The sequence below is a fragment of the Micrococcus sp. iso_239 genome (assembly GCF_056173395.1).
In genome coordinates, this window is record NZ_CM149672.1 from 1,809,281 (window position 1) to 1,830,134 (window position 20,854).

At 76.4% G+C, this 20,854-nt stretch carries 19 protein-coding genes; 5 read left to right on the plus strand and 14 right to left on the minus strand.

The genetic code is table 11. The features are described 5' to 3' along the window. Positions 1–91 precede the first annotated feature (91 nt). A complete protein-coding gene (xseA, locus tag AC0VX2_RS08370; RefSeq protein WP_221846258.1) occupies positions 92–1,405 on the plus strand; it encodes an exodeoxyribonuclease VII large subunit in 1,314 nt (437 codons plus the stop codon). After that, positions 1,402–1,689, plus strand: coding sequence for an exodeoxyribonuclease VII small subunit (locus AC0VX2_RS08375; RefSeq protein WP_043281217.1), 288 nt, complete (start codon positions 1,402–1,404; stop codon positions 1,687–1,689). Before xseA ends, AC0VX2_RS08375 begins: the two co-directional genes overlap by 4 nt. Positions 1,690–1,806: 117 nt before the next feature. On the opposite strand, the gene AC0VX2_RS08380 is transcribed toward AC0VX2_RS08375, so the two are convergent. From AC0VX2_RS08380 to AC0VX2_RS08400, 5 genes are all read right to left on the minus strand, one after another. Beyond that, complete coding sequence (locus AC0VX2_RS08380) at positions 1,807–2,391, minus strand: type 1 glutamine amidotransferase domain-containing protein (protein WP_010080458.1); 585 nt, start codon at positions 2,389–2,391, stop codon at positions 1,807–1,809. 127 nt (positions 2,392–2,518) lie between these two features. After that, entirely contained in the window at positions 2,519–3,436 is a 918-nt protein-coding gene (locus tag AC0VX2_RS08385) for a PPK2 family polyphosphate kinase (protein ID WP_036316615.1), read from the minus strand. Further along, positions 3,429–4,667, minus strand: a complete 1,239-nt coding sequence (locus AC0VX2_RS08390; protein WP_036316613.1) for a pyridoxal phosphate-dependent aminotransferase — start codon at positions 4,665–4,667, stop codon at positions 3,429–3,431. The genes AC0VX2_RS08385 and AC0VX2_RS08390 overlap by 8 nt, the downstream gene beginning before the upstream one ends. Before the next feature lie 83 nt (positions 4,668–4,750). After that, positions 4,751–5,887 (minus strand): glycine betaine ABC transporter substrate-binding protein, encoded by a 1,137-nt coding sequence (locus AC0VX2_RS08395; protein ID WP_036316612.1) that lies wholly within the window; start codon positions 5,885–5,887, stop codon positions 4,751–4,753. After that, the gene (locus tag AC0VX2_RS08400; RefSeq protein WP_036316610.1) at positions 5,884–6,360 is read right to left on the minus strand and encodes an NUDIX hydrolase; all 477 of its coding nucleotides are present in this window, start codon (positions 6,358–6,360) and stop codon (positions 5,884–5,886) included. Before AC0VX2_RS08400 ends, AC0VX2_RS08395 begins: the two co-directional genes overlap by 4 nt. Before the next feature lie 158 nt (positions 6,361–6,518). Here AC0VX2_RS08400 and AC0VX2_RS08405 point away from each other — a divergent pair, with 158 nt between their 5' ends. After that, positions 6,519–8,354: a hypothetical protein gene (locus tag AC0VX2_RS08405; protein ID WP_144820147.1), complete on the plus strand. Its 1,836-nt coding sequence runs from the start codon at positions 6,519–6,521 to the stop codon at positions 8,352–8,354. Between the two features lie 64 nt (positions 8,355–8,418). Here the strand turns inward: AC0VX2_RS08405 and AC0VX2_RS08410 are convergent, their stop codons facing one another. The 3 genes from AC0VX2_RS08410 to AC0VX2_RS08420 all read right to left on the minus strand — a co-directional run bounded on the left by AC0VX2_RS08410 (position 8,419) and on the right by AC0VX2_RS08420 (position 11,291). Then, complete coding sequence (locus AC0VX2_RS08410) at positions 8,419–9,654, minus strand: phosphotransferase (protein WP_145015311.1); 1,236 nt, start codon at positions 9,652–9,654, stop codon at positions 8,419–8,421. Positions 9,655–9,676: 22 nt separating this feature from the next. Further along, on the minus strand, positions 9,677–10,588 hold the full coding sequence (locus tag AC0VX2_RS08415) for a hypothetical protein (RefSeq protein ID WP_145015312.1): 912 nt from the start codon (positions 10,586–10,588) through the stop codon (positions 9,677–9,679). A 76-nt stretch (positions 10,589–10,664) separates the two neighbouring features. Further along, entirely contained in the window at positions 10,665–11,291 is a 627-nt protein-coding gene (locus AC0VX2_RS08420; protein ID WP_100059236.1) for a GNAT family N-acetyltransferase, read from the minus strand. Positions 11,292–11,348: 57 nt separating this feature from the next. Here AC0VX2_RS08420 and AC0VX2_RS08425 point away from each other — a divergent pair, with 57 nt between their 5' ends. Together AC0VX2_RS08425 and AC0VX2_RS08430 are read left to right on the plus strand one after the other, a co-directional pair. Further along, positions 11,349–12,014, plus strand: coding sequence for a 5-formyltetrahydrofolate cyclo-ligase (locus AC0VX2_RS08425; protein WP_233490681.1), 666 nt, complete (start codon positions 11,349–11,351; stop codon positions 12,012–12,014). An 88-nt stretch (positions 12,015–12,102) separates the two neighbouring features. Further along, on the plus strand, positions 12,103–12,381 hold the full coding sequence (locus AC0VX2_RS08430) for an FmdB family zinc ribbon protein (protein ID WP_044659459.1): 279 nt from the start codon (positions 12,103–12,105) through the stop codon (positions 12,379–12,381). Positions 12,382–12,401: 20 nt separating this feature from the next. On the opposite strand, the gene AC0VX2_RS08435 is transcribed toward AC0VX2_RS08430, so the two are convergent. From AC0VX2_RS08435 to AC0VX2_RS08460, 6 genes are all read right to left on the minus strand, one after another. Beyond that, positions 12,402–12,641, minus strand: a complete 240-nt coding sequence (locus tag AC0VX2_RS08435; protein WP_069941280.1) for a hypothetical protein — start codon at positions 12,639–12,641, stop codon at positions 12,402–12,404. Continuing rightward, a complete protein-coding gene (locus AC0VX2_RS08440; RefSeq protein ID WP_221845118.1) occupies positions 12,631–16,389 on the minus strand; it encodes a DUF4011 domain-containing protein in 3,759 nt (1,252 codons plus the stop codon). Before AC0VX2_RS08440 ends, AC0VX2_RS08435 begins: the two co-directional genes overlap by 11 nt. Positions 16,390–16,487: 98 nt before the next feature. Further along, the gene (gene guaA / locus AC0VX2_RS08445; protein ID WP_158530772.1) at positions 16,488–18,107 is read right to left on the minus strand and encodes a glutamine-hydrolyzing GMP synthase; all 1,620 of its coding nucleotides are present in this window, start codon (positions 18,105–18,107) and stop codon (positions 16,488–16,490) included. A 22-nt stretch (positions 18,108–18,129) separates the two neighbouring features. Next, positions 18,130–18,678 (minus strand): DUF3817 domain-containing protein, encoded by a 549-nt coding sequence (locus tag AC0VX2_RS08450; RefSeq protein WP_010080440.1) that lies wholly within the window; start codon positions 18,676–18,678, stop codon positions 18,130–18,132. Then, the gene (locus AC0VX2_RS08455) at positions 18,675–19,640 is read right to left on the minus strand and encodes an SURF1 family protein (protein WP_036384661.1); all 966 of its coding nucleotides are present in this window, start codon (positions 19,638–19,640) and stop codon (positions 18,675–18,677) included. Before AC0VX2_RS08455 ends, AC0VX2_RS08450 begins: the two co-directional genes overlap by 4 nt. 47 nt (positions 19,641–19,687) lie before the next feature. Beyond that, positions 19,688–20,824, minus strand: a complete 1,137-nt coding sequence (locus tag AC0VX2_RS08460) for a GuaB3 family IMP dehydrogenase-related protein (protein ID WP_002857600.1) — start codon at positions 20,822–20,824, stop codon at positions 19,688–19,690. Positions 20,825–20,854 lie beyond the last annotated feature (30 nt).

Sequence of the window (20,854 nt, forward strand, 5' to 3'; positions counted from 1 at the left end):
GGGGACGCCCGGGCGCCGTCTTGCGCGTCCGGCGAGGGCGGTACGGTGGGCCCGTGCCCGGGCGGACCGGGCGCGGACAGGAGGGACCCGGATGGACCAGCCCGTGACCGAGGGCGCCCCGGCGGCGTCGGACGTGCCCGGCTCGGCGCCCGCCCGCGCGGGCGAGACCTCCGCCGAGCGGCCGTGGCCCCTGCGCCGGTTCTCCGAGAACCTCAAGGCCCACATCGAGCGCGCGCCCGCCACGTGGATCGAGGGCCAGCTCATCGAGTTCAAGAACAACCGCGGCAACGTCTACATGACCATGCGGGACCTCGAGGAGGAGGTCTCCCTGCCGCTCACCGCCTGGCGGAACGTCGCCACGACCCTGGACGGGACCGTCCAGCAGGGCTCCCGCGTGGTGGCGCGCGTGAAGCCGAACTTCTGGCTCAAGGCCGGGCGCCTGTCCATGAACGTACAGGAGATGCGCCCGGTCGGCCTCGGCGATCTGCTGGCCCGCGTGGAGCTGCTGCGCCGGGCCCTCGCCGAGGAGGGGCTGACCTCCCCCGCGCGCAAACGACCCCTGCCCCTGCTCCCCCACCGGATCGGGCTCATCACCGGCCGCGACTCGGACGCGAAGAAGGACGTGCTGCGCAACACGCTGCTGCGCTGGCCCGCGGCCGAGTTCGAGATCCGTGAGGTCGCCGTGCAGGGCGCCGAGGCCCCTCGGCAGGTGGCCGCCGCGCTCGCCGAGCTCGACGCCGACCCGACCGTGGACGTCATCGTCATCGCCCGCGGCGGCGGGGCGCTCGAGGAGGTCGTGCTCCCCTTCTCGGACGAGGCGTTGGTGCGTGCCGTGGCGGTGGCGCGCACGCCCGTCGTCTCGGCGATCGGCCACGAGGCGGACCGCCCGGTCCTCGACGACGTCGCCGACCTGCGCGCCTCCACGCCCACGGACGCGGCCAAGCGGATCGTCCCGGACGCGGCCCAGGAGGCCGCGGGACTCGCCGACGCGCGCCTGCGGCTGGCCGCGGCCGTCGAGCGCCGCGTGCGCGCCGAGGCCGAGGGGCTCGCGGCCCTGCGCTCCCGGCCCGTGCTGGCCCGTCCGCACGTGATGGTGGACACCCGGCAGGAGGAGACGGACCGGTGGCGCGAGCGCGGCCGGTCCGCCCTGGGCCACCGGCTCGTCCGCGAGGAGGACGCACTCACGCAGCTGCGCGCCCGCGTCCGCGCCCTGTCCCCGCAGCGCACCCTGGACCGCGGCTACGCCGTGGTCCAGCACGCCGGACAGGTCGTGCGCGACGCGGACCAGGTCGCCCCGGACGACCGGCTCGACATCCTCGTGGCGGTCGGACGGATCGCCGCGGACGTCGTCGCGACGCATCGGCCCACCCCGACCCCATCCCACGAGAGGACACGACAGGCATGAGTGAGCAGGGCATGGAGCAGACGCAGGACCCGGGCCGCCCGAGCGGCGTGGAGGGCTTCACCTCCGCGGACGTCTCGGACGTGGCCCGGATGAGCTACGAGCAGGCGCGCGCCGAGCTGATGGAGACCGTGGGGAGGCTGGAGGCCGGTGGCGCCGGCCTCGAGGAGTCCCTGGCCCTGTGGGAACGCGGGGAGGCGCTGGCCGACCGCTGCCAGGCCTGGCTGGACGGCGCCCGCGCCCGCCTCGACCAGGTGCGCGGCGAGGCCGCCCCCGACGTCGACTGACCACGCCCCCCCCACTTTCGTTCGGGAAACGGCGGCCTCCGCCCCGCTTTCGTTCGGGAAACGGTGGGGGCGGGGGCCACCGGCCCCCGCCCCCACGCGACTCGCGCCCGACGTCGGTCAGGCGGTCTGGTCCTCGTGCTTGCCCTCGCTCAGCTCCTCCACGACCTTGGCGTTGAAGGCGTCGAGATCGTCCGGGGAGCGCGAGGTGGTCAGCCCGTTGTCCACGACGACCTCCTCGTCCACCCACTGGGCGCCCGCGTTCTTCAGGTCAGTCTTCAGGGACGGGTAGCTGGTCAGGCGGCGGCCCTCCACGACGCCGGCCTCGATCAGGGTCCACGGGGCGTGGCAGATGGCCGCCACCGGCTTGTGCTGCTCGAAGAAGGCACGCACGAACGCCTGGGCGTCCTTGTTGACGCGCATGGCGTCCGCGTTCAGGGTGCCGCCCGGCATCACGAGGCCGTCGAAGTCCTCGGCCTTGGCGTCCTTCACCGTCGTGTTCACGTCGAAGGACTCGCCGTGATCCCAGTCGGACTGCATCGCGGTGATGGTGCCGGACTCCGGCGAGACGAGCACGGGGGTCGCGCCGGCGGCGATCACGGCCTCCCACGGGGAGGTCAGCTCGACCTGCTCGACGCCGTTGGTCGCGAGGAACGCGACGGTCTTGCCGGTCAGCGGGGCATTCTGGTTGGCGTTCTCAGTCATGGGTCCACCTTTCGGATCGGATCCGGAGCGCCTCTGCGGCGCCCGGTGTCCGTACATCGACTCACCGCGGCCCCGTGCTCGGCAAGGTCCGGCCACCACTGCCCGCCCAGCGCGACGACGGCGGCGCTCAGCCCGCCAGCAGGCGACGGCGGGCGGCCGCGACGTCGAAGTCGGCCTTCGGCCAGTCCAGCCCCATCCCCTGCAGGGTCTCGATGATCAGCTGCTGCACCGCCAGCCGCGCGAACCACTTGCGGTCCGCCGGCACGATGAACCACGGCGCGTCCTCGGTGTCCGTCCGCTCGATCGCGATCCGGTACGCGTCCATGTACTGGTCCCAGTACGCGCGGTCATCGAGATCGCTCTCGCTGAACTTCCAGTGCTTCGTGGGGTCGTCCAGGCGGGCCAGCAGGCGCTTGGCCTGCTCCTCCGGCGAGATCCGCAGCATCACCTTGACGATCCGTGTCCCCGCGGCGCGCACGGCCGCCTCGAACTCGCGGATGGCCCCGTAGCGCTCCTCCACCTCGGCCAGAGGGGAGAGCCCGCGCACGCGGTGCACGAGCACATCCTCGTAGTGCGACCGGTCGAACACGGAGACCAGGCCGGGCCGCGGGAGGTGCGGTCGGATGCGCCACAGGAAGTCGTGGGCGCGCTCCTCCGGGGTCGGCGCCTTGAACGCGTGCACGTGGACGCCCAGCGGATCCATCGCCCCGATCACGTGGCGCATGATCCCGCCCTTGCCGGCGGTGTCCATGCCCTGCAGGACCACCAGCAGGGACGGCACCTCCCCCACGGGCGCGTCGCGCACCGACTGGGCGAACAGCAGCTCCTGCAGGTCGGCGAGCACCGCGCCGCGCGCGGCCAGGTCCTTCTTGCCCTTCGCCTTGTCCCCGCCGTAGCCGGGCGTCGCGGCGGCGTCGACGTCGGCCGGGCCCCGGACCTCGTCCCCGCGGCGGGCGGCGAACAGCTCCCGGGCGGGGGCGCCGAAGACGCCGTCATCAGTGGCACGGGCGGGACGGCCCGCCTCGGTGGCCGGGGTGTCAGCCATGGCGCTCCCTCCAGTCCTCGAGGAAGTCCTCGAGGCGGTCCAGGGCCACGTCCAGGTCCTTCACGCTGGGCAGCGTGACGAGCCGGAAGTGGTCGCTGTGCGGGTAGTTGAACGCCCCGCCGTGCGAGACGAGGATCTTCTTCGCCCGCAGCAGCTCGATGACGAACGCCTCGTCGTCGTCGATCGCGTAGACCTCCGGGTCCAGCCGCGGGAACAGGTAGAGGGCGCCGTGGGCCGGCTGCACGGACACGCCGGGGATGGCGTTCAGGCGGTCCTGGGCGAGGTTGCGCTGCTCGAGCAGCCGGCCGCCGGGCAGGACGAGGTCGTTGATGGACTGGTAGCCGCCCAGTGCCACCTGGATGGCGTGCTGCGCGGGCACGTTGGCGCACATCCGCATGTTGGCCAGCAGGGTCAGGCCCTCGAGGAAGTCGGCGGCCCGGTGCTTCGGCCCGGACACGGCCACCCAGCCGGAGCGGTAGCCCGCCACCCGGTACGCCTTGGACAGGCCTGAGAACGTCAGGGTGAGCACGTCGTCGGACAGGCCGGCGGCGTTGATGTGGCGGGCGCCGTCGTAGGTGATCTTCTCGTAGATCTCGTCCGCCATGAGGACGAGGTTGTGGCGGCGGGCCACGTCCACGATGCCCTGCAGCACGGCGCGGGAGTAGACCGCGCCGGTGGGGTTGTTCGGGTTGATCAGGACGATGCCCTTGGTGCGCTCCGTGACGAGGGACTCGATGTGCTCGAGGTCGGGCTCCCAGCCCTCCTCCTCGACGCAGCGGTAGTGCACCGCCCGGCCCCCGGCCAGGGTGGTGGCGCCGGTCCACAGCGGGTAGTCGGGCGAGGGGACGAGGATCTCGTCGCCGTCGTCGACCAGGGCCTGCAGGACCATCGTGATCATCTCGGAGACGCCGTTGCCGATGAACACGTCGTCCACGCCGATGTCCCGGATGCCCCGGGACTCGTAGTACTGCGAGACGGCGGTGCGCGCCGAGTAGATGCCCTTGGAGTCCGAGTAGCCCTGCGCGTGCGGCAGGTGCTGGTGCATCGCCGCCAGGACGGCGTCCGGCGCCTCGAAGCCGAACGGGGCCGGGTTGCCGATGTTCAGCTTCATGATCCGGTGGCCCGCGGCCTCCATCCGCTGCGCCTCCTCCAGGATGGGGCCGCGCACGTCGTACCGGACGTTCAGCAGCTTGGCGGACTGGCGGATCTGGCGGGGATGCGGGGTGGGCATGCCCCCATCATGGCACCCCCCGGGCGGTGTGCATCACAGTCGAGCTCGTGCGACGCGGGCCGGCACCCCGCCTCCGTGCGGGCTCAGAACCAGGAGCCGCGGGGCACGAACCAGTCCTCAGGCGCGTCCTCCAGGCCATGGTCCACCAGCCAGTACTGCGCGGCCTCGGCGGCCGGAAGCGGGTCGGCGCCCGTGGTGAGCCGTTCGAGCTCCCGCAGACCGTCGCCGTCGAGGGCGGACATCACCTCGGCGATGCGCCGCTCGGCGTCGTCATCCAGCGTCGCGGCGGAGCCGACGGCGGTCAGCCGCCCCTCCGGGAGCACGCGGCCGTCGTCCTCGAGCGGGACGAGCGTGTTCGCGTCGATCTCCGGATCCGTGTCGGTCAGCAGCGCGACCTGGGCCTCGTCCGCGACGAGGGCGGCGCTCGGGTCCTCGGTGTCGGCCAGCCAGGTCTCGGGTCGGCAGCCGGCGAGCCGGTCCAGGCGGGCGCGCAGGGCCGTGGCCGCGTCCGGATCCGCCGCGGCGGTCAGGGGCGGGGGTGCGACGGCGGTGAGCGACTCGCACCGGCCGTTGAGGTCCGTGATCGACTCGAGCTCGAGCCGGGCCGCGGTGGTCTGGGTGACGACCGCGGTCAGGCGCAGCACGCCCGCCGACGAGGACAGCACCGCCGGGGCCTCGTCCTGCGGTGTCCCCGCCGCGGACGTCTGCCCGGCGAGCAGCGTCTCCAGGACGCGCCCGGCCGCCGGGGCGTCGGCCGCGGGGTCGCCGACGGGCAGCGCGGTGGGGCTCGGGGCGGCGGTCGAGGCGGTGGCCGAGGCGGTGGGCACGGCGTCCGTGGACGGGCCGGCCTCCATCCCGGTCGGCGTCGACGCCGGCGACGGCGGGGACGGCAGCGCCGCTGCGGGGTCGGCGGCGGTGGCCAGGGCCAGGGTGTCCACGACGGCGACCGTGTCCCCGCCGGCGGCGGACCACGCCGACTGCTCCACGGCGACGCCGTCCTCGTCCGCCACGGCGTGGCCGTGCAGGCGCAGGTGACGGGCCAGGACCGCCGCGACGGCGCCCTCCAGGCCCTCGCCGCCGTGCACGACCGTGATCGGGGTGCCTGACGCGGAGGGCGTCGGCGGGGCGTCCGCCTGCCGCGCGCACGCCCCCAGGGCCAGCGACAGCACGAGGGCGGAGGCGGCGAGGGCCGTCGGGCGGCGGTGGGCGGGGCGGCTCACGTGTCCACCCCGGCACGGGCGAGCGCCTCGGTGACCCAGGAGGCGGTGCGCAGCTCGCTGAGCTCCGCGAGGTCGAACCAGCGTGCGTCCGTCGAGGATCCGCCGACCTCAGGGCGCAGGACGCCGCCCGTGATGCGGGCGGTGTAGAGGACCTGCACGGTGAGCAGGGGCAGCGGCTCGCCCCGCAGGCGCTTCTCCACCGGGATCGTCCCGGTCGTGACGCCCAGCAGGCCCGTGAGCTCGGCGGTGTGGCCGGTCTCCTCCCAGACCTCGCGCAGGCACGCCTCCTCCGGGCTCTCGCCGAGTTCGATGCCGCCGCCGGGCAGCGTCCACTGCAGGAACTCGGGCCCCTGCCACGAGCTGAGCAGGACGCGGCCGCCGTCCACGATCAGGGCGTAGGCGCCGGCGCGGGTCTGGAACGGGCCGGCGGGGTGCGCTCCGGCGGCGTCCGGGGCGGCGGGGGTGGTGCTCATGGCTGCGGGCTCCTGGCGGCGGTGGGACGGCCCGCGGCGGGCGACGCCGCGGCCCGGCCAGTCTACGAGCACCGCCCACCGCGAACAGCGGCACGGTCCACCGACCCGCGCCCTAGGCTGGAGGACCACCCGTCCCACCCCCGGAAGGAGCAGCGCCCGTGGACACCCCGCAGGACCCGCCCCGCCGGGACGACCCCTCCGGCGGCCCCGTGGAGCCAGCCGTCGACGCCGCCCTGGACCGGGTGCGCGCCCTGCTCCGGCAGGCCCGCGGCACCGCGGCGCCCGACGCCCCGACCGCCCTGGACGCCCGAGGCTGGTGGGAGCTCTCCCTCGAGGCCGCGCTGCGCGACGAGCCCCGGGAGTCCGCCCGCCTCGCCGACTCCGGTCTCGCCGCGCTCGGGCCCGGCCAGGACGACGTCCGCCTCGCCCTGCTGCGGGCGCTCGCCGTCGCCGCGGGCCAGGTCGGGGACGAGGCCGCCCTGACCCGCTGGGTGGAGGCCCGGGCGGCGCTGCTGCGCCACCTCGGCCGGCCCCGGCAGGCCGGGCTCGAGTCCCAGCTCGGCGGCGCCCTCGTGCGCGACCCGGACACGGTCGAGGCGGCGGTGCTGGCCGGCGTCGTGGAGGACGAGCCGGGCGCTCCCGGCGAGGACCCCGGGGACACCGTCCTGCCCGAGGCCGCCCTGGCCCTGGCCGTGCACCGCGTGCACACCGGGGACCTGGACGCCGCGCTCGAGCTGGCCCGCCGCGTCATCGCCGTCCTGGGCGGGCTGCGCGCGGCCGGTGCCCTGCTGCCCACCGGCTCGTGGTCCAGCGCGCATCTGCTGCTCGCCCGCCTGCACCTGTGGCGGGGCGAGCACGCCGAGGCGGACGCGGCGGCCGCCGTCGTCACCGCGCTGCCCGCCGCCCGGGCCGTCCTCGCCTCCGCCACCACGGTGCGGGCGATCGCCGCCCACGAGCTGGACCGTCCGACGGCGGCCCTCGACCTGGCGCTCGAGGCGGCGGAGCGGATGGCCTCGGTCGGGCTGCGGCGCGGCGCCGCCTCCGCGGCGGCCCTGGCCGGGCGCGTGGCCGGCGACCTCGACGGGTACGAGGAGGTCGCCGTGGCCGCGTGGGAGCTGGCCTCCGTGCATGCGGAGAAGGCCGAGGCGCCGGAGGCCTCGAGCCTGAGCTACTGGTGGGCGCACCAGCTCGTGCTCGCCGGCCGCGCCGACGAGGCCGAGCCCCTGCTCGCCCGGCTGGTGCGCCGCGAGGCCACCCACGGCCGGGACGTCGAGCAGGCCCGCGCCCTCGTGGACCTCGGCCACGCCCACCACGACCAGGACCGCGCCGAGAACGCGCTGCCCCTGTGGCGGGAGGCGGCCGGCCTGTTCGAGGCCCACGGCCAGTGGGAGGACGCCGCGCGCACGCTCCTGGCCGCCGGCGCCCTCGTGAACCGCGAGCGCGACGAACGCACCCGGCCCTCCGCCCTCGACCTGTTCGAGCGGGCGGTCGCGGCCGCGCGCCAGGCGGTGGACGAGGACCCGGCGGTGCTGCCGGCCGCGCTGCACGCGCACGGGTACCTGCTGTGCGAGTCCGGCCAGGCGGAGGGCCTCGACCTCCTCGAGGAGGCGCTCGCCCTGGTGCGGGACGCCGGCGCCGACTGGCAGGTGGCCGACTACACGGACACCCGCGCCCGGGCCCTGTGGTCGCTCGAGCGGGGGCCGGAGGCGATCGCCACCGCGCTGCAGGCCGCCGACCTGTTCACGGCCGCCGGGGACCGCGAGGGCGCCGCGCAGGCCGAGCTCTTCGCCGCCTACGTGGTGGCCGAGGACGGCAGCCCCGAGCAGGCCGCGACGCTCTTCCGCCTGGTGTGCGACTCCACCGACTCCACGCTCGTGCGCCTCGGCGCGCTCACGGGCCTGCACCAGTGCCTGTCCGCCCTCGGGGACCACGACGGCGCCGCGCGCGTCCGAGACGAGCTCGACGCGCTCCGGGAGGGGCTCGGCGCGGACTGACCGCCGCTCGAGGGGGCGGCCCGGCCCGGCGGCCCGGCCCGACTGTGGCGGCAGCCGTCGCAGCTCAGAGGCCGACGCGGGCCAGGGCGGCGTCGGCGGCGGCCCGGCGGGCGGACCGCACGGCGCGGGGCGCGGTCGGCTGCGCCGCGAGGCCGGCGAGCACGGTCGCGACGCGGGCCGCCAGCGCCACCTCGTCGACCTCGCTGCGGGCGTGGCGCCGGAACCGTGCGGCCACGGCGCGCAGCGCGGCGCCGCCGGCACCGAGGTCCACGGCGCCCGCCTCGAGATGGGCGATCAGGACGGCCCAGTCGTCCACGCGGTGCCCCTTGCCCAGGTCGTCGGCGTCCAGCACGCCGGTGATCCGCTCCCCCGCGGCGTCCACGTGCAGGTTCCCCGGGTGCAGGTCGCCGTGCACGGGCACGCGCGGGCCGGGGTCCCCGGCCGCGAGCGCCGCGCGGATCCGGTCCGCCCGGGCGGCGGCCTCGTCCTGGGCCTCGGGGTCCAGCACGACGGCGGCCCACGTGGCGTGCTCGAGCAGGACGGCGGGTCCGCCGTCATCCGCGTCGGCGCCCCCGGCCGCCCCGGCCGGGGGGCCCGCCGGGCCGGGGGGCTCCTCGGGCACCGGCGGCAGCCGGTCCAGCAGCGCGGCGACCCGCGCGGGGTCGAGTGCGGCGGCCTCGGGCCCGGCCAGCAGCGCCCGCCAGGGCAGGCCCGGCACGCTCGCGAGCGGGAGCACCCCGCGCTCCGGCGCCGCGAGGACGGCGGGCACCGGCACCCCGGCCGCCCCCGCCGCGGCCATGCGCCGGGCGACCCGTGCGGCGCGCGCGGGCGGGAGCACCTTCAGGAACGTGCGGGCCACGACGCCGTCGTCGCCGGTCGCCTCGACTGCCAGGACCGCCCGGTCCCGCGGCCGGTAGCCGCGCCACGTGAGGCGGGCCCGGCCCGGCGCCGTGCCGAGCAGGGCCGCGAGCGCGTCCGGGTCGGCGGTCAGCGTGAGGCCCGGCAGGGCGGGGTCGGCGGAGGCCCACCACCACAGGGTGCCGTCCTCCAGGATCCCGCGCTCGCCCAGGACGGGCGGGCACGCCGCGGCAGGGGCGGCGGGGTGCCGGGGGTCGCGGGCGAGGACGAGGGTGCGGGAGCGCACGCGGGCGTCGCCCGCGCGTCCGGTCATCACGTCCAGGTCCAGGACGCGCGCGAGCCGACGTCCCCGCTGCAGGTGCAGGGCGTCGGCTCGGGTGCGCAGCCAGCGCTCACCCGACGCGCGGACGGCCTGGCGCGCGGCGGCTCGGTCGATGCTCACGGGCGCGGCCGCCCGGCGGGGCTCAGCAGGCCCGGCGCCGCGCCAGGACGTTGTCCAGGTCCAGGGCGGCGATGTCCTGCTCGGCGGCGGCGCTGATCTGATCGTCCGCCGTGCCCGCGGCGTCCTGGGGCCGGGTGTCCGCGCCGGTGGGGGCGGGGGTCTCGAGCGGCGCCGGCAGGGGGCGGGCCATCTCCGGGGCGTCCAGGTAGGTGGGGCGCGGCACCGTGGGGATGGTCACCGCACGGTCCGCTGCGGGGGCGGCGGCGGAGGCGGTCACCACCACGGGCTCGACCCGGGGTGCGGCGGGTGCGGCGGCCGGGCGCGGCGCCTCGGTCTCGAAGGCCAGCACGGTCTCCAGCACGCGGCGGTCCCGCTCGGGGTCCGCGGGCGGGGCCTGCCGCTCCTCGGCCGCCGGGGCGGCGGGGCGCTCCGGGACGACGACGGCGGCGGGCCGGGCGCGACGGGTGCGGTCGCGGACCGCGAGGGCCCGCAGTCGGGCCAGCCCGGCCACGGCGAACAGGAGCGACCAGCCGGCCAGGGACAGCGTGCCCGCGCCGAACGCCGCGGCGAGACCGGCCGCGAGGAACACGAGCAGGGCCACGAGGGCGGCGAGGAACAGCGCCGTGCGCCCCCACCGGATGTGCAGGCCGGTCCGGCCGCGGGCGGCGCGCGCCGCGTCGGCGGCGGCGCTCATGGGGCCCGAGAACCGGGCGGTCAGGGCACGGACGGCGGGCGAGCTCTGCAGGCGGTGCATGAAGGACCTCGGCATCGACGGGCGGGCGGGGGCGGACGCGAGACGATGGCGGCGCAGCACGAGCCGCCAGGCCAGGAAGGCCACGAGGGCCACGATGACCAGCGACGCGCTCACCCGGGCGTCGGCCAGCGCGTCGAGCGCGGCCTGCACGGCCCTCGTCGGCGCGGTGGTCTCGTCCATGCGGTCAGCCTAGCGCCGGGGGCGGACCGGTCCGGCCATCGGGGCGTGTCCGCACTCGGCGTGTCCCGTCGACCGCTCAGGGGCGCGGCCGGGAGGCCAGCCACCGGGCCAGCAGGCCGTCGGGGACCTCCTCGGCGGTCACCGCGAACGTCCGGTGGTCCCGCCAGGCGCCGTCCACGTGCAGGTACGCGCGCCGCAGGCCCTCGTCGCGCAGGCCGAGCTTCGCCACGACCCGCAGGCTGGCCGCGTTCTCCGGGCGGATGTTGACCTCGACCCGGTGCAGGCCGGCGCTGCGGAACGCCCAGTCCGTCGCCATGGCCACAGCCGTCGGCGTCAGCCCCCGGCCGGCCTGGCGACGGTCGATCCAGTAGCCGATCGAGCCGGAGAGCACCGAGCCGTACTGGATCCCGCCCAGGGACAGCAGCCCCACCAGGCGGTCCCGGTCCGGGCGGTCGTCGTCGAGGACCATGCCCCACGTGTAGGCGCTGCCGTCCCGGCCCTGCCGGCCGTGCCAGCGGACCATCTGCCCGAACGACGCCGGGCCCGCGCCCGGCACGGGGCTCGTCGCGTCCCACGGCGTCAGCCACTCCCGGTTGTGCGCCCGCTGCTCCTCCCACGCCTCCCGGTCCCGCCGCCGCAGCGGCCGTAGGGCGAGGGTGCCGTGCCGCAGGGTCACGGGCCAGGGGGAACGCTGCCAGGACATGGCGTCGATCCTATGCGCGGCCGGGCGCGGCACCGGTGCGGCGGGCATCATGGGGACATGCGCACTCCCCCTCCCGTGCCCGAGCCCGCCGCCACGGGCCCCGTCGCCGGCGTCGACGACGTCGTGGACGCCAAGGCCGCCCTGCGTGCGCGCCTGCGCACCGCCCGCCGCGACCGCTCCCCCGCACGCCGCGCCGCCGAGTCCGCGGACGCCGTCGAGCACCTGTGGGCGTGGCTGGGTCCGCGCGTGGCCGCGGCGACCGCGGACGGGACCGCCCCGGTGGTGGCCACCGTGCTGCCGATGGCCACCGAGCCGGACACCGGTGGGCTGCGCACCCGCCTGCTGGCCGCGGGGGCGCGGGTGCTCGTCCCCGTGATCGAGCCGGAACGCCGCCTGAGCTGGGCTCCGTGGCACCCGGACGTCGCAACGGCGCGCGCGGCGAACGCCCCCGTGGACGAGCCCGTGGGCGAACGACTCGGGACCGACGCGCTGGCGGCGGCGACCGCGGTGGTCATGCCGGCGCTCGCGGTGGCCGAGGACGGGATGCGCCTGGGCCAGGGCGGGGGCTACTACGACCGCTTCCTCGCCGAGCTGCCGCGGAGCGTGCCGACCGTGGCCCTCGTGTTCGAGGACGAGCTGCTGCCGGCGGGCGCCATCCCCGCCGAGCCCACGGACCGGCCCGTGGACGGCGTCGTCACCGCGGCCGGGCTGCGCTGGGTCTGAGCCCGGCCCGCGGCGCGGAGTAGCATCGGGGGTCGGATCCCCCCAGAACCGCGCGCCCCGGCGCGCCCCGAGCGAGCTGGAGCTGAGCATGCCCACCTACGCCTACCGCTGCAAGGACTGCGGCCACGCCTTCGACGTCGTCCAGGCCTTCACCGACGACGCCCTCACCGAGTGCCCCGCGTGCGGCGGCGTCCTGCGCAAGCAGTACGGCTCGGTCGGCGTGAGCTTCAAGGGCTCCGGGTTCTACCGGACCGACTCGCGCTCTGGCACCGGGGGCACCGGCTCGTCCGGCGGCTCGACCTCGGACTCGGCCGCCGGGTCCTCGACGTCCTCGACGTCGTCCCCGGCCTCCGCCGCCGCGGACTGACCCGGCCGGATCGGGCCGGCTCAGCCCCAGTGGGGCGGGCGCTGCTCGCGCAGCCAGCGATCGCGCTCGGCCTCGGCCGCACCGGTCTCGACCCCGGCCGCGTTCCCGGTCGGCGTGGTCGCCGGCGACGTCCCGGCCTGGCCGGTCAGCCGGGGCATCCCGGGCAGGCGCGGTTCGCGGCCGTCGGCGGCTGCCGGCCCGGTGCCCGGGGCGTCCGCCCGGCGCGGGCCGCGGCGGCGCGGCGCGCCGTCAGCGGACATCGTCGTCGGTCTCGTCCGTCTCGTCCGTCGGCTCCACGCCCAGCCGGTCGGCCAGTTCGCGGGCCACGGACTCCGGGTCCGCGAACACGTCGATCGCCCACAGGGTCCGGGGCTCCCAGCCGCGGGCCTCGAGCCCCTCGGGCAGGGTCCGCGAGCGCTGCCGCACCGTGAGGGCGCGGTACACCTCGCCGCCGTCGCCGGCCAGGGCCAGCGGACGGGGCGCCTCGTCCGCGCGCGGATCGAGCACGGCCAGGTCCATGACGCCGGCGTAGCGGGGCAGGACGCGGGCGCCGTGCTCCTCGAGCCGGTCGCGCAGATCGGCCAGCAGCGGGTCGCCCACCATGCCCACCGGGTCCGCGGCGTCGTCGCCCAGGTAGGCCTCGAGCAGCCGCAGGAACCAGAGGGCGCCGCCGTCGAGCCGGTCCTCGTCCAGGTCCGCGGCGCGCAGCGCGGAGACGAGGTGCAGGCGCCGGCGGGCGCGGGTGAGCGCGACCGTGACCATGCGCTCGCCGTCCGGGTCGGAGAAGGCGCCGAAGTGGTGCACCACGCGGCCGTGCGGGGTGCGGCCGTAGCCGGGGGTGAGGATCACGGCGTCGCGCGTCACGGAGGCGGCGCGCACGACCGGCACGATCACGAACGGTTCGGCCTCGGCGGCGTCCTCGCCGCGGCCGCGGGCGAGGAACTCGTGGGCCCACGGCGCCTGCGCGGCCGTGGCCTGCACGGCGGCGGCCACGCGGCGGGCGTGCTGCTCGGACACCGTGACCACGGCCAGGGACTGCTCGGGCCGGTCGCGGATGTGCTCGAACACGCGCTCCACGGTGCGGGCGACCTCGGCGTTCGTGGACTCGACCACGTCGCCGCCGGTCATCGGGATGCCGGTGCCCTCGGGCAGGTACTCGGCCGTGACGGCGCGATCCCGGCCGGTGGCCTCACCCGCGGTGGGCAGCGCGTCCAGGGCGCCGTCATAGGCGAGCGCGGAGAGCAGGCGCACGAGGCGCCGCTCGAGGGGACGGTGCACGGTGCGCAGCGGCAGGGTGGGCAGCACCTCGTCCAGCGCGTCGTGGGCCGAGCGCAGCGGGCGCAGGGGCCCGGCGGTCGCCGTCGGGTCCACGGACACCTGGAACGACTGCGGGCGCCCGATCACCGGGTCGCCGAGGGCCACCACCTGGGGGGCGCGGGTGAGCGCGCCCATCGCGGTGGCCAGGGCGGTCGCGTCGGCCTCCAGCAGCACGACGACGTCGGCGCGCCACTCCGGGGGGAAATCGGACAGGGCCATGGGCGAGGTGGTGACCACCGGCACGAGCGGCTGCAGGAGCTCGGGGGTGATCGTGGCCAGGGACTCGACCGTGGGGCTGCCCTGCTTGAGCAGGGTGCGCAGCACGGCCGCGTCCGCGCGATAGGTGCGCAGTGCCTCCCGCCAGCGCGCGGCCAGCGCGGCGGAGAGCCGGGCGCCGCCGCGCTCGAGATGGGCGCGGTCCAGGTCGCGGAACCCGCGCTCGACCTCGGTCAGGTCCGTGCCGCTCATCATGGCGAGGAAGTCGTCCCCGGAGATCATCGCCTCGAGCGCGGACTGCCACCACGCCAGTTCGAGCTCGGCGGTCAGGGCCTCGGTGGGCACTTCCCGCTCGCGCAGGTCCTCGAGCAGCTCCGCCAGGCCGTGGTCGCGCAGGCTGTCCAGCACGAGGGTGCGCTCGGGCAGCGTGGCCAGGGTGTCGCGGTCCGCCACGAGCCCGTCGACGGCGGCCACGAGGTCGTCCACGTCGCGCTCGTCCAGCGGCCCCTCGGCCACGGCCTCCGGGGCGAGGACGCCCTCGAGCCGGCGCAGGTGCTCGCGCACCTGGCCGACGTGGCCCATCACGTGCTCGCCCTGGTCCGGCACCTGCGGGGGAGTGCCCGGCTCGGCGGCGTGGCGGTTCCAGTCCTCCAGGACGGCGGCGGCGTCCACGAGGGCGCCGTGCAGGTCGGTGGGCTGCACGCCCGGGCGGACCGCGTCCTTCGCCGCGCGGCGCAGGCGGGACCGGGCCACCGAGGACATCTCGACCAGGTGGAGGCGCCGCCACGAGCTGGTGGCGGTCGCCGCGACCAGCTGGGGCACGTCGAGGGAGAACACCTCCGGGGTGAACTCGGTGAGGGTGCGGGCCACACGGCGGTAGAGGTCCGCCTGCTCCGCCCAGCCGGCCACCGTGCGCTCGGGGCGCAGGCCGGCCTGGGCGGCGGCGGTGTCCACGGCACGCCGGGTGGTGTGCAGGGCGGCCGCCAGCTCGTCGGCCAGCTCCGAGGCGGCCTCGGTCTCCTGCACGTTGCGCACGCGCGCACCGAACCAACGGCTCTCGGTGGCGGCGGCCGAGAAGGCGCCGAGCTCACCGGCGCGCACGAGCTGCTCGCCCACGGCCTGCCGGTTCACGGTGGAGTCCAGCACGGAGCGCTTGAGGCGCACGGTGGTGGCCGGCGGCGTCTCGAGCCCGGTCAGGGCGGCCAGGGCCTGCATCGCCTGGAACGGCGAGCAGCCCCAGCGGGGGCGGACGTGGTGCAGCGAGCCGACGTGCTCCTGCAGCCGGCGCCGCCGTTCGGTCAGCGCGGCCTCGTCCCGGGCGGTGTCGGGGTCCACGGCCCGCTCGGAGCGCAGGACGGCCTGCACGAGCTGGCGGCGGAGCAGCTCGGGGTCCGCGTTGGCGGGCACATCGAGCGCGATCGAGCGCAGGTCCGCCTCCTCGAGGCGGTCGAGCACGTCGGCCAGGGCGGCGGAGCGCTCGGCCACGACCAGCACGCGCCGGCCCTCCCAGGCCAGGCGTGCGGCCAGGGCGGCGGCGGTCTGGGTCTGCCCGGTGCCGGGGGCGGCCGCCACCACGAGGGACTCCCCCGCCGCGGCGTGCTCGAGCACGCGGGCCTGGGCGGCGTCGACGTCGACGACGAGGCGCTCGTCCGCCGGGGCGACGTCGTCCTCCGCGGGCGCGCCCGTGGGCTGCAGCGCCGCCGGGCGCGGCACCATGCCGGTGCTGGCGTCGTACAGGGCCTGCACGACGGGCAGATCCTCGAGGGAGGCGGGCAGCGAGGCGGTCTCCCCGAGGTCCGCGAACGTGGAGACGAGCAGGCAGTCCTCGACGTGCAGGTCCGCGATCGCGGCGGTCTCCTCGCGCAGGCGGGCGAACGCGGGGGCGGGCTCGAGACGCGCCGTGGCGTAGGCGGCCTGCTGGTACGCCTCGGGGTCCAGGGCGATGCCGTGGTGCCGGCGCAGGTTCCGCACGAGCGCCGGGTTCAGGCGGGCCGGCTCGGTGATCTGGACCTCCAGCTCGTCCCGGCCCCGGGCGCCGCGGCGCACCGTCAGGGCCACGCGGGCCAGCAGCACGGGGGCGGAGCGGCGCTCCCGCCGGCCGTCCTCCTCGGCCGTCCACGTGGCCACGCCCACGGCGAGCGCGCCGACGTCGATGCCGCGCTCCTCCGCCAGCTCGCGGACCTTGGCGCGCAGGCCGAGGGACACCTCGTGCGCCGCGTCCAGCTCCGGGCCGGCCGGCAGCAGGGTGGACAGACGGGTGCGCCGCCCCAGCAGCAGCTGCGAGACGCCGGAGGAGTTCGCCTCCGTGAGGTCGATGCTGTTGGCCGCCGAGGGCGCGAACCGCAGCATCGTGTCGTTCTCGGCGCCCGAGCCCAGAGAGGACACCCAGGCGGCCGGGTCGGGGCGGGTCTGCCCCTCGTCGGGGCGTGCGGCGGCGCGGGCGCGGGCCAGGCGCGGGAACTCCTGCTCGGTCACGTGCGTGCGGTCCTTCCTCCGTCGCCTGGGTCCAGGCGGTCTTCGTGCGGACGGCCGCCCCGGTCAGGGGCGGCCGGATGCGGCGCCGGACGCGCCGCTCACTCCCACTCGATGGTGCCCGGCGGCTTGCTGGTCACGTCGAGCACGACGCGGTTGACGCCGTCGACCTCGTTCGTGATGCGGTTCGAGATGCGGGACAGGACGTCGTCCGGGATCCGCGCCCAGTCCGCCGTCATGGCGTCCTCGCTGGTGACGGGGCGCAGGACGACCGGGTGGCCGTAGGTGCGGCCGTCACCCTGCACGCCCACGGAGCGCACGTCCGCGAGCAGCACCACCGGGCACTGCCAGATCTGGCGGTCCAGCCCGGCCGCGGTGAGCTCGGCGCGCACGATCGCGTCCGCGCGGCGCAGCAGGTCCAGGCGCTCCTGGGTGACCTCGCCGATGATGCGGATGCCCAGACCCGGACCCGGGAACGGCTGGCGGTGCACGATGCCCTCGGGCAGGCCGAGCTCGGCGCCCACGGCGCGGACCTCGTCCTTGAACAGCTCGCGCAGCGGCTCGCACAGCTCGAACTCGATGTCGTCCGGCAGGCCGCCCACGTTGTGGTGGGACTTGATGTTGGCCGCCCCGTCCCCGCCGCCGGACTCGACGACGTCCGGGTAGAGCGTGCCCTGCACGAGGAAGCGGACCTCGGTGGCGTCCGGGTCGTGCTCGGACTCGAGGACGATGTCCGCCTGCGCCTTCTCGAAGGTGCGGATGAACCGCTCGCCGATGATCTTGCGCTTGGTCTCGGGGTCGGTGACGCCGGCCAGCGCGGACAGGAAGTCCTCGCGCGCGTCCACCATCACGAGGCGGGCGCCGCCGTGGGCCTCGCCGAAGGCCTGCTCGATCTCGGCGGACTCACCCTCGCGCATGAGGCCGTGGTCCACGTAGACGCAGGTGAGGCGGTCGCCGATGGCGCGCTGCACGAGGGCCGCGGCCACGGCGGAGTCCACGCCGCCGGACAGGCCGCAGATGGCCCGCTTGTCCCCGATCTGCTCACGGATGCGCTCGACCTGCTCCTCGATCACGCCGCTGGCCGTCCAGTCCGCGCCCAGGCCCGCACCCACGTGCAGGAACTGCTCGAGCACCCGCTGGCCGCGGGAGGAGTGGCCCACCTCGGGATGCCACTGCACGCCGTAGATGCGGCGCTCGCGGTCCTCGAACGCGGCGACGGGGGCGCCCGCGGTGGAGGCCGTCACGGCGAAGCCCTCGGGCGCCTGCGTCACGGCGTCGCCGTGGGACATCCACACGACCTGCTCGAGGTCCTGGTCCGCGAACAGCACGGAGTCGGCATCCACCGAGTCCAGGCGGGTTGAGCCGTACTCCCGGGTGCCGGTCTTGGCCACGGTGCCGCCGAGGGCGTGCGCGATCGACTGGAAGCCATAGCACAGGCCCAGCACGGGCACCCCGGCCTCGAGCAGCGCCGGATCCAGCTGCGGGGCGCCGGGCTCGTACACCGACGACGGCCCGCCCGAGAGGATCAGCGCCGCGGGCTCGCGCTCCAGGATCTGCGCCGCCGGGGTGGAGGCGGGCACGACCTCGGAGTAGACGTTGGCCTCGCGCACACGACGCGCGATGAGCTGCGCATACTGGGCGCCGTAGTCCAGCACCAGCACCGTGGGCATCACGTCGCTGAGCGGGGTGGGGGTGTCGGGGTGGGGGGCGTTCTGCGTCACCCGTCCAGGATAGTCGAGGCGCTCAGTAGCGCCGCGCGGCGTCCGGGAAGCGGTGCAGCTCGTCCCGGACCACGCGGGTCATGCGCTTCTCCACCACGAAGGACAGGAACGGCACGACGCCGCCGCCGGCCATCGCCAGCAGGCGCAGCGGCTCCCAGCGCATCAGGGACCACAGGCGGAACGAGGCGAGCAGGTACACCACGTACATCCAGCCGTGGGCGATGAGGATGAACAGGGACAGGTTCACTCCCCCGGTCACGCTGTCCGTGGGGTGCAGCCCCAGGCCGTTGGCGTCCCCGTCCAGGGTGGTGCCCCCCGCGTAGAGCTCCACGTGCATGCCGTACTTCAGCACCATCTCCGCCACGAGCAGCAGGAGCATGATGCCGGTGATCCACGCGCACACCACGTAGAGGCGGGTGGCGGAGCGGATCTGCTGCTGGGTGCCGGCGAAACGGCGCTGCTCCCGGCCCGGCCGCGGGGGCGGCTCGGGCAGGTCGGCCTCCGTGATGTCCTCGGGATCCGGCAGGCTGGCCGGGTCCACCGGCTGGGGGCCGGGGTGCTGGGTGCTCATCGGCTCTGCTCCTCTCGGGGCCCACGGGGGCCCGGGTCGCGGGGGTCGGGGCGCGCGGCCCCGTCGTCGTCGTGGTCCTGGCGTGGGTGCGCCGCGGCCTGCGCCGCGAAGGCCCGCTCCTTGGCCTCGCGCGCGGCCGCCCGACGCCGCTCGAGCTCCTCGGCGCGCCACTGTGCGGCCCACTCCTCGTCGAGCCGGCGCTCGTGCTCGTCCCGGACGTGGTCGTCGCGGACGAACCGCCACCACAGGAACAGGGCGAAGCCGGCGAAGAGCATCCACTCCACGGCGTAGAAGACGTTGAGCCAGATGATCTGGGTCTCCTCCGGCTGCGGGGCCACCCACACCGGCTCGAGCCCGCCGGGGCCGGCCGCGCCCGTCTCGGCGCCCGCGGCGTCGACCATCTCGAACGCCGCCACGAACGCCGCGTAGGACGGCTCGTCCCACACGTTCACCAGCTGGGCCGGGGCCAGGCTGCGGTACAGGAGCCGGTCGGCGGTGTCCTCGGCCGCGGCCTCACGCGGCAGCGGCCCGTCCGGGGGCAGCAGGCGCCCGGTGACGGTGACCTGCCCGGCGGGCGCGGGGTCCACGACGTCGGCGTCGGCCGACCAGCCGCGGACCACCGGGACGACCTCGCCGTCCGGGGCGCCGGCCACCCGCAGGGCCGTGACCGTCCAGTAGCCGTCGCGGCCGTTCAGCAGGCGCGGGCCGACCAGGACGTCCGTGCCGGGCACGAACTCCCCCTCGACCGTGACCACCTGGTCGGCCTGCGAGCCCAGCAGGGCCTCGTAGGGGCGCACGTGCTCCAGGAACGGCACGGCGTTCTCGGTCTGGGTGCGCGGCGGCGGCGCGTTCGTCTCCGCGGACTCGAACTGCCACTTGGACAGCGCCACGAAGACCGCGGCCGCCACGAGGGCCAGCACCAGGGTGGCCAGCCAGACGGGCTTGAGGGCGGTGCGCAGCACGCCGTATCAACTCTTCCGGTCGGGGTGCCGCCTCGGGGCGGCGGGGATCAGACGGTCTGGGTGGGGGTCACGAGGACCTCCACCTTCTGGAAGTCCTTGAGCTCGGTGTAGCCGCAGGTGGCCATGGCGCGCTTCAGGCCGCCCATCAGGTTGGACGTGCCGTCCGCGTGGCGGCCGGGCCCCCACAGGACCTCCTCGAGCGGAGCCACCTGGCCCACGTGGGTGCGGTGCCCGCGCGGCAGCTCCGGGTGGGCGGCCTCGAGGCCCCAGTGCCAGCCGCCGCCGGGGGCGTCGGTGGCGCGGGCCAGGGCGGCGCCCAGGACGACGGCGTCCGCACCCATGGCGATCGCCTTGACGATCTCCCCCGAGGTGGAGACGCCGCCGTCGGCGATCACGTGCACGTAGCGGCCGCCGGACTCGTCCATGTAGTCGCGGCGCGCCTCGGCGATGTCCGAGATGGCCGTGGCCATCGGCACGCGGATGCCCATGGCGCGGCGCGTGGTGGTGGACGCGCCGCCGCCGAAGCCGACGAGCACACCGGCCGCGCCGGTGCGCATCAGGTGCAGGGCCGGCGTGTAGCCGGCCGCCCCGCCCACGATCACGGGCACGTCCAGCTCGTAGATGAACTGCTTGAGGTCCAGCGGCTCCTGGGTGGAGGAGACGTGCTCGGCCGAGACGGTGGTGCCGCGGATGACGAACAGGTCCACGCCCGCCGCCACGACGGTGCGGTAGAACTCCTGCGTGTTCTGCGGGGTCAGCGAGCCCGCGACGACGACGCCGGCCTCGCGGATCTGTGCGAGGCGCTCGGTGATCAGATCGGGGCGGATGGGGGCCGCGTAGGCCTCCTGCAGCTTGCGGGTGGCCTCGGTCCCGGCCGGGCCGGCCTCCAGGGCGGCGATCTCCTCGAGCAGCGGGCGCGGATCCTCGTGGCGGGTCCACAGGCCCTCGAGGTTGAGGACGCCGAGACCGCCCAGCCGCCCCATCGCGATGGCGGTCTCCGGACTCATCACGGAGTCCATGGGCGCACCGATCACGGGCATGTCGAACGTGTAGGCGTCGATGCGCCACGTGAGGCTGACGTCCTGGGGATCCCGGGTGCGCCGCGCGGGCACCACGGACACGTCGTCGAGGGAGAAGGCCCGGCGGCCGCGCTTGCCGCGGCCGATCTCAATCTGGTTCGTCACCGGGCCAGCCTAGCCCAGGCGCCACGGGGG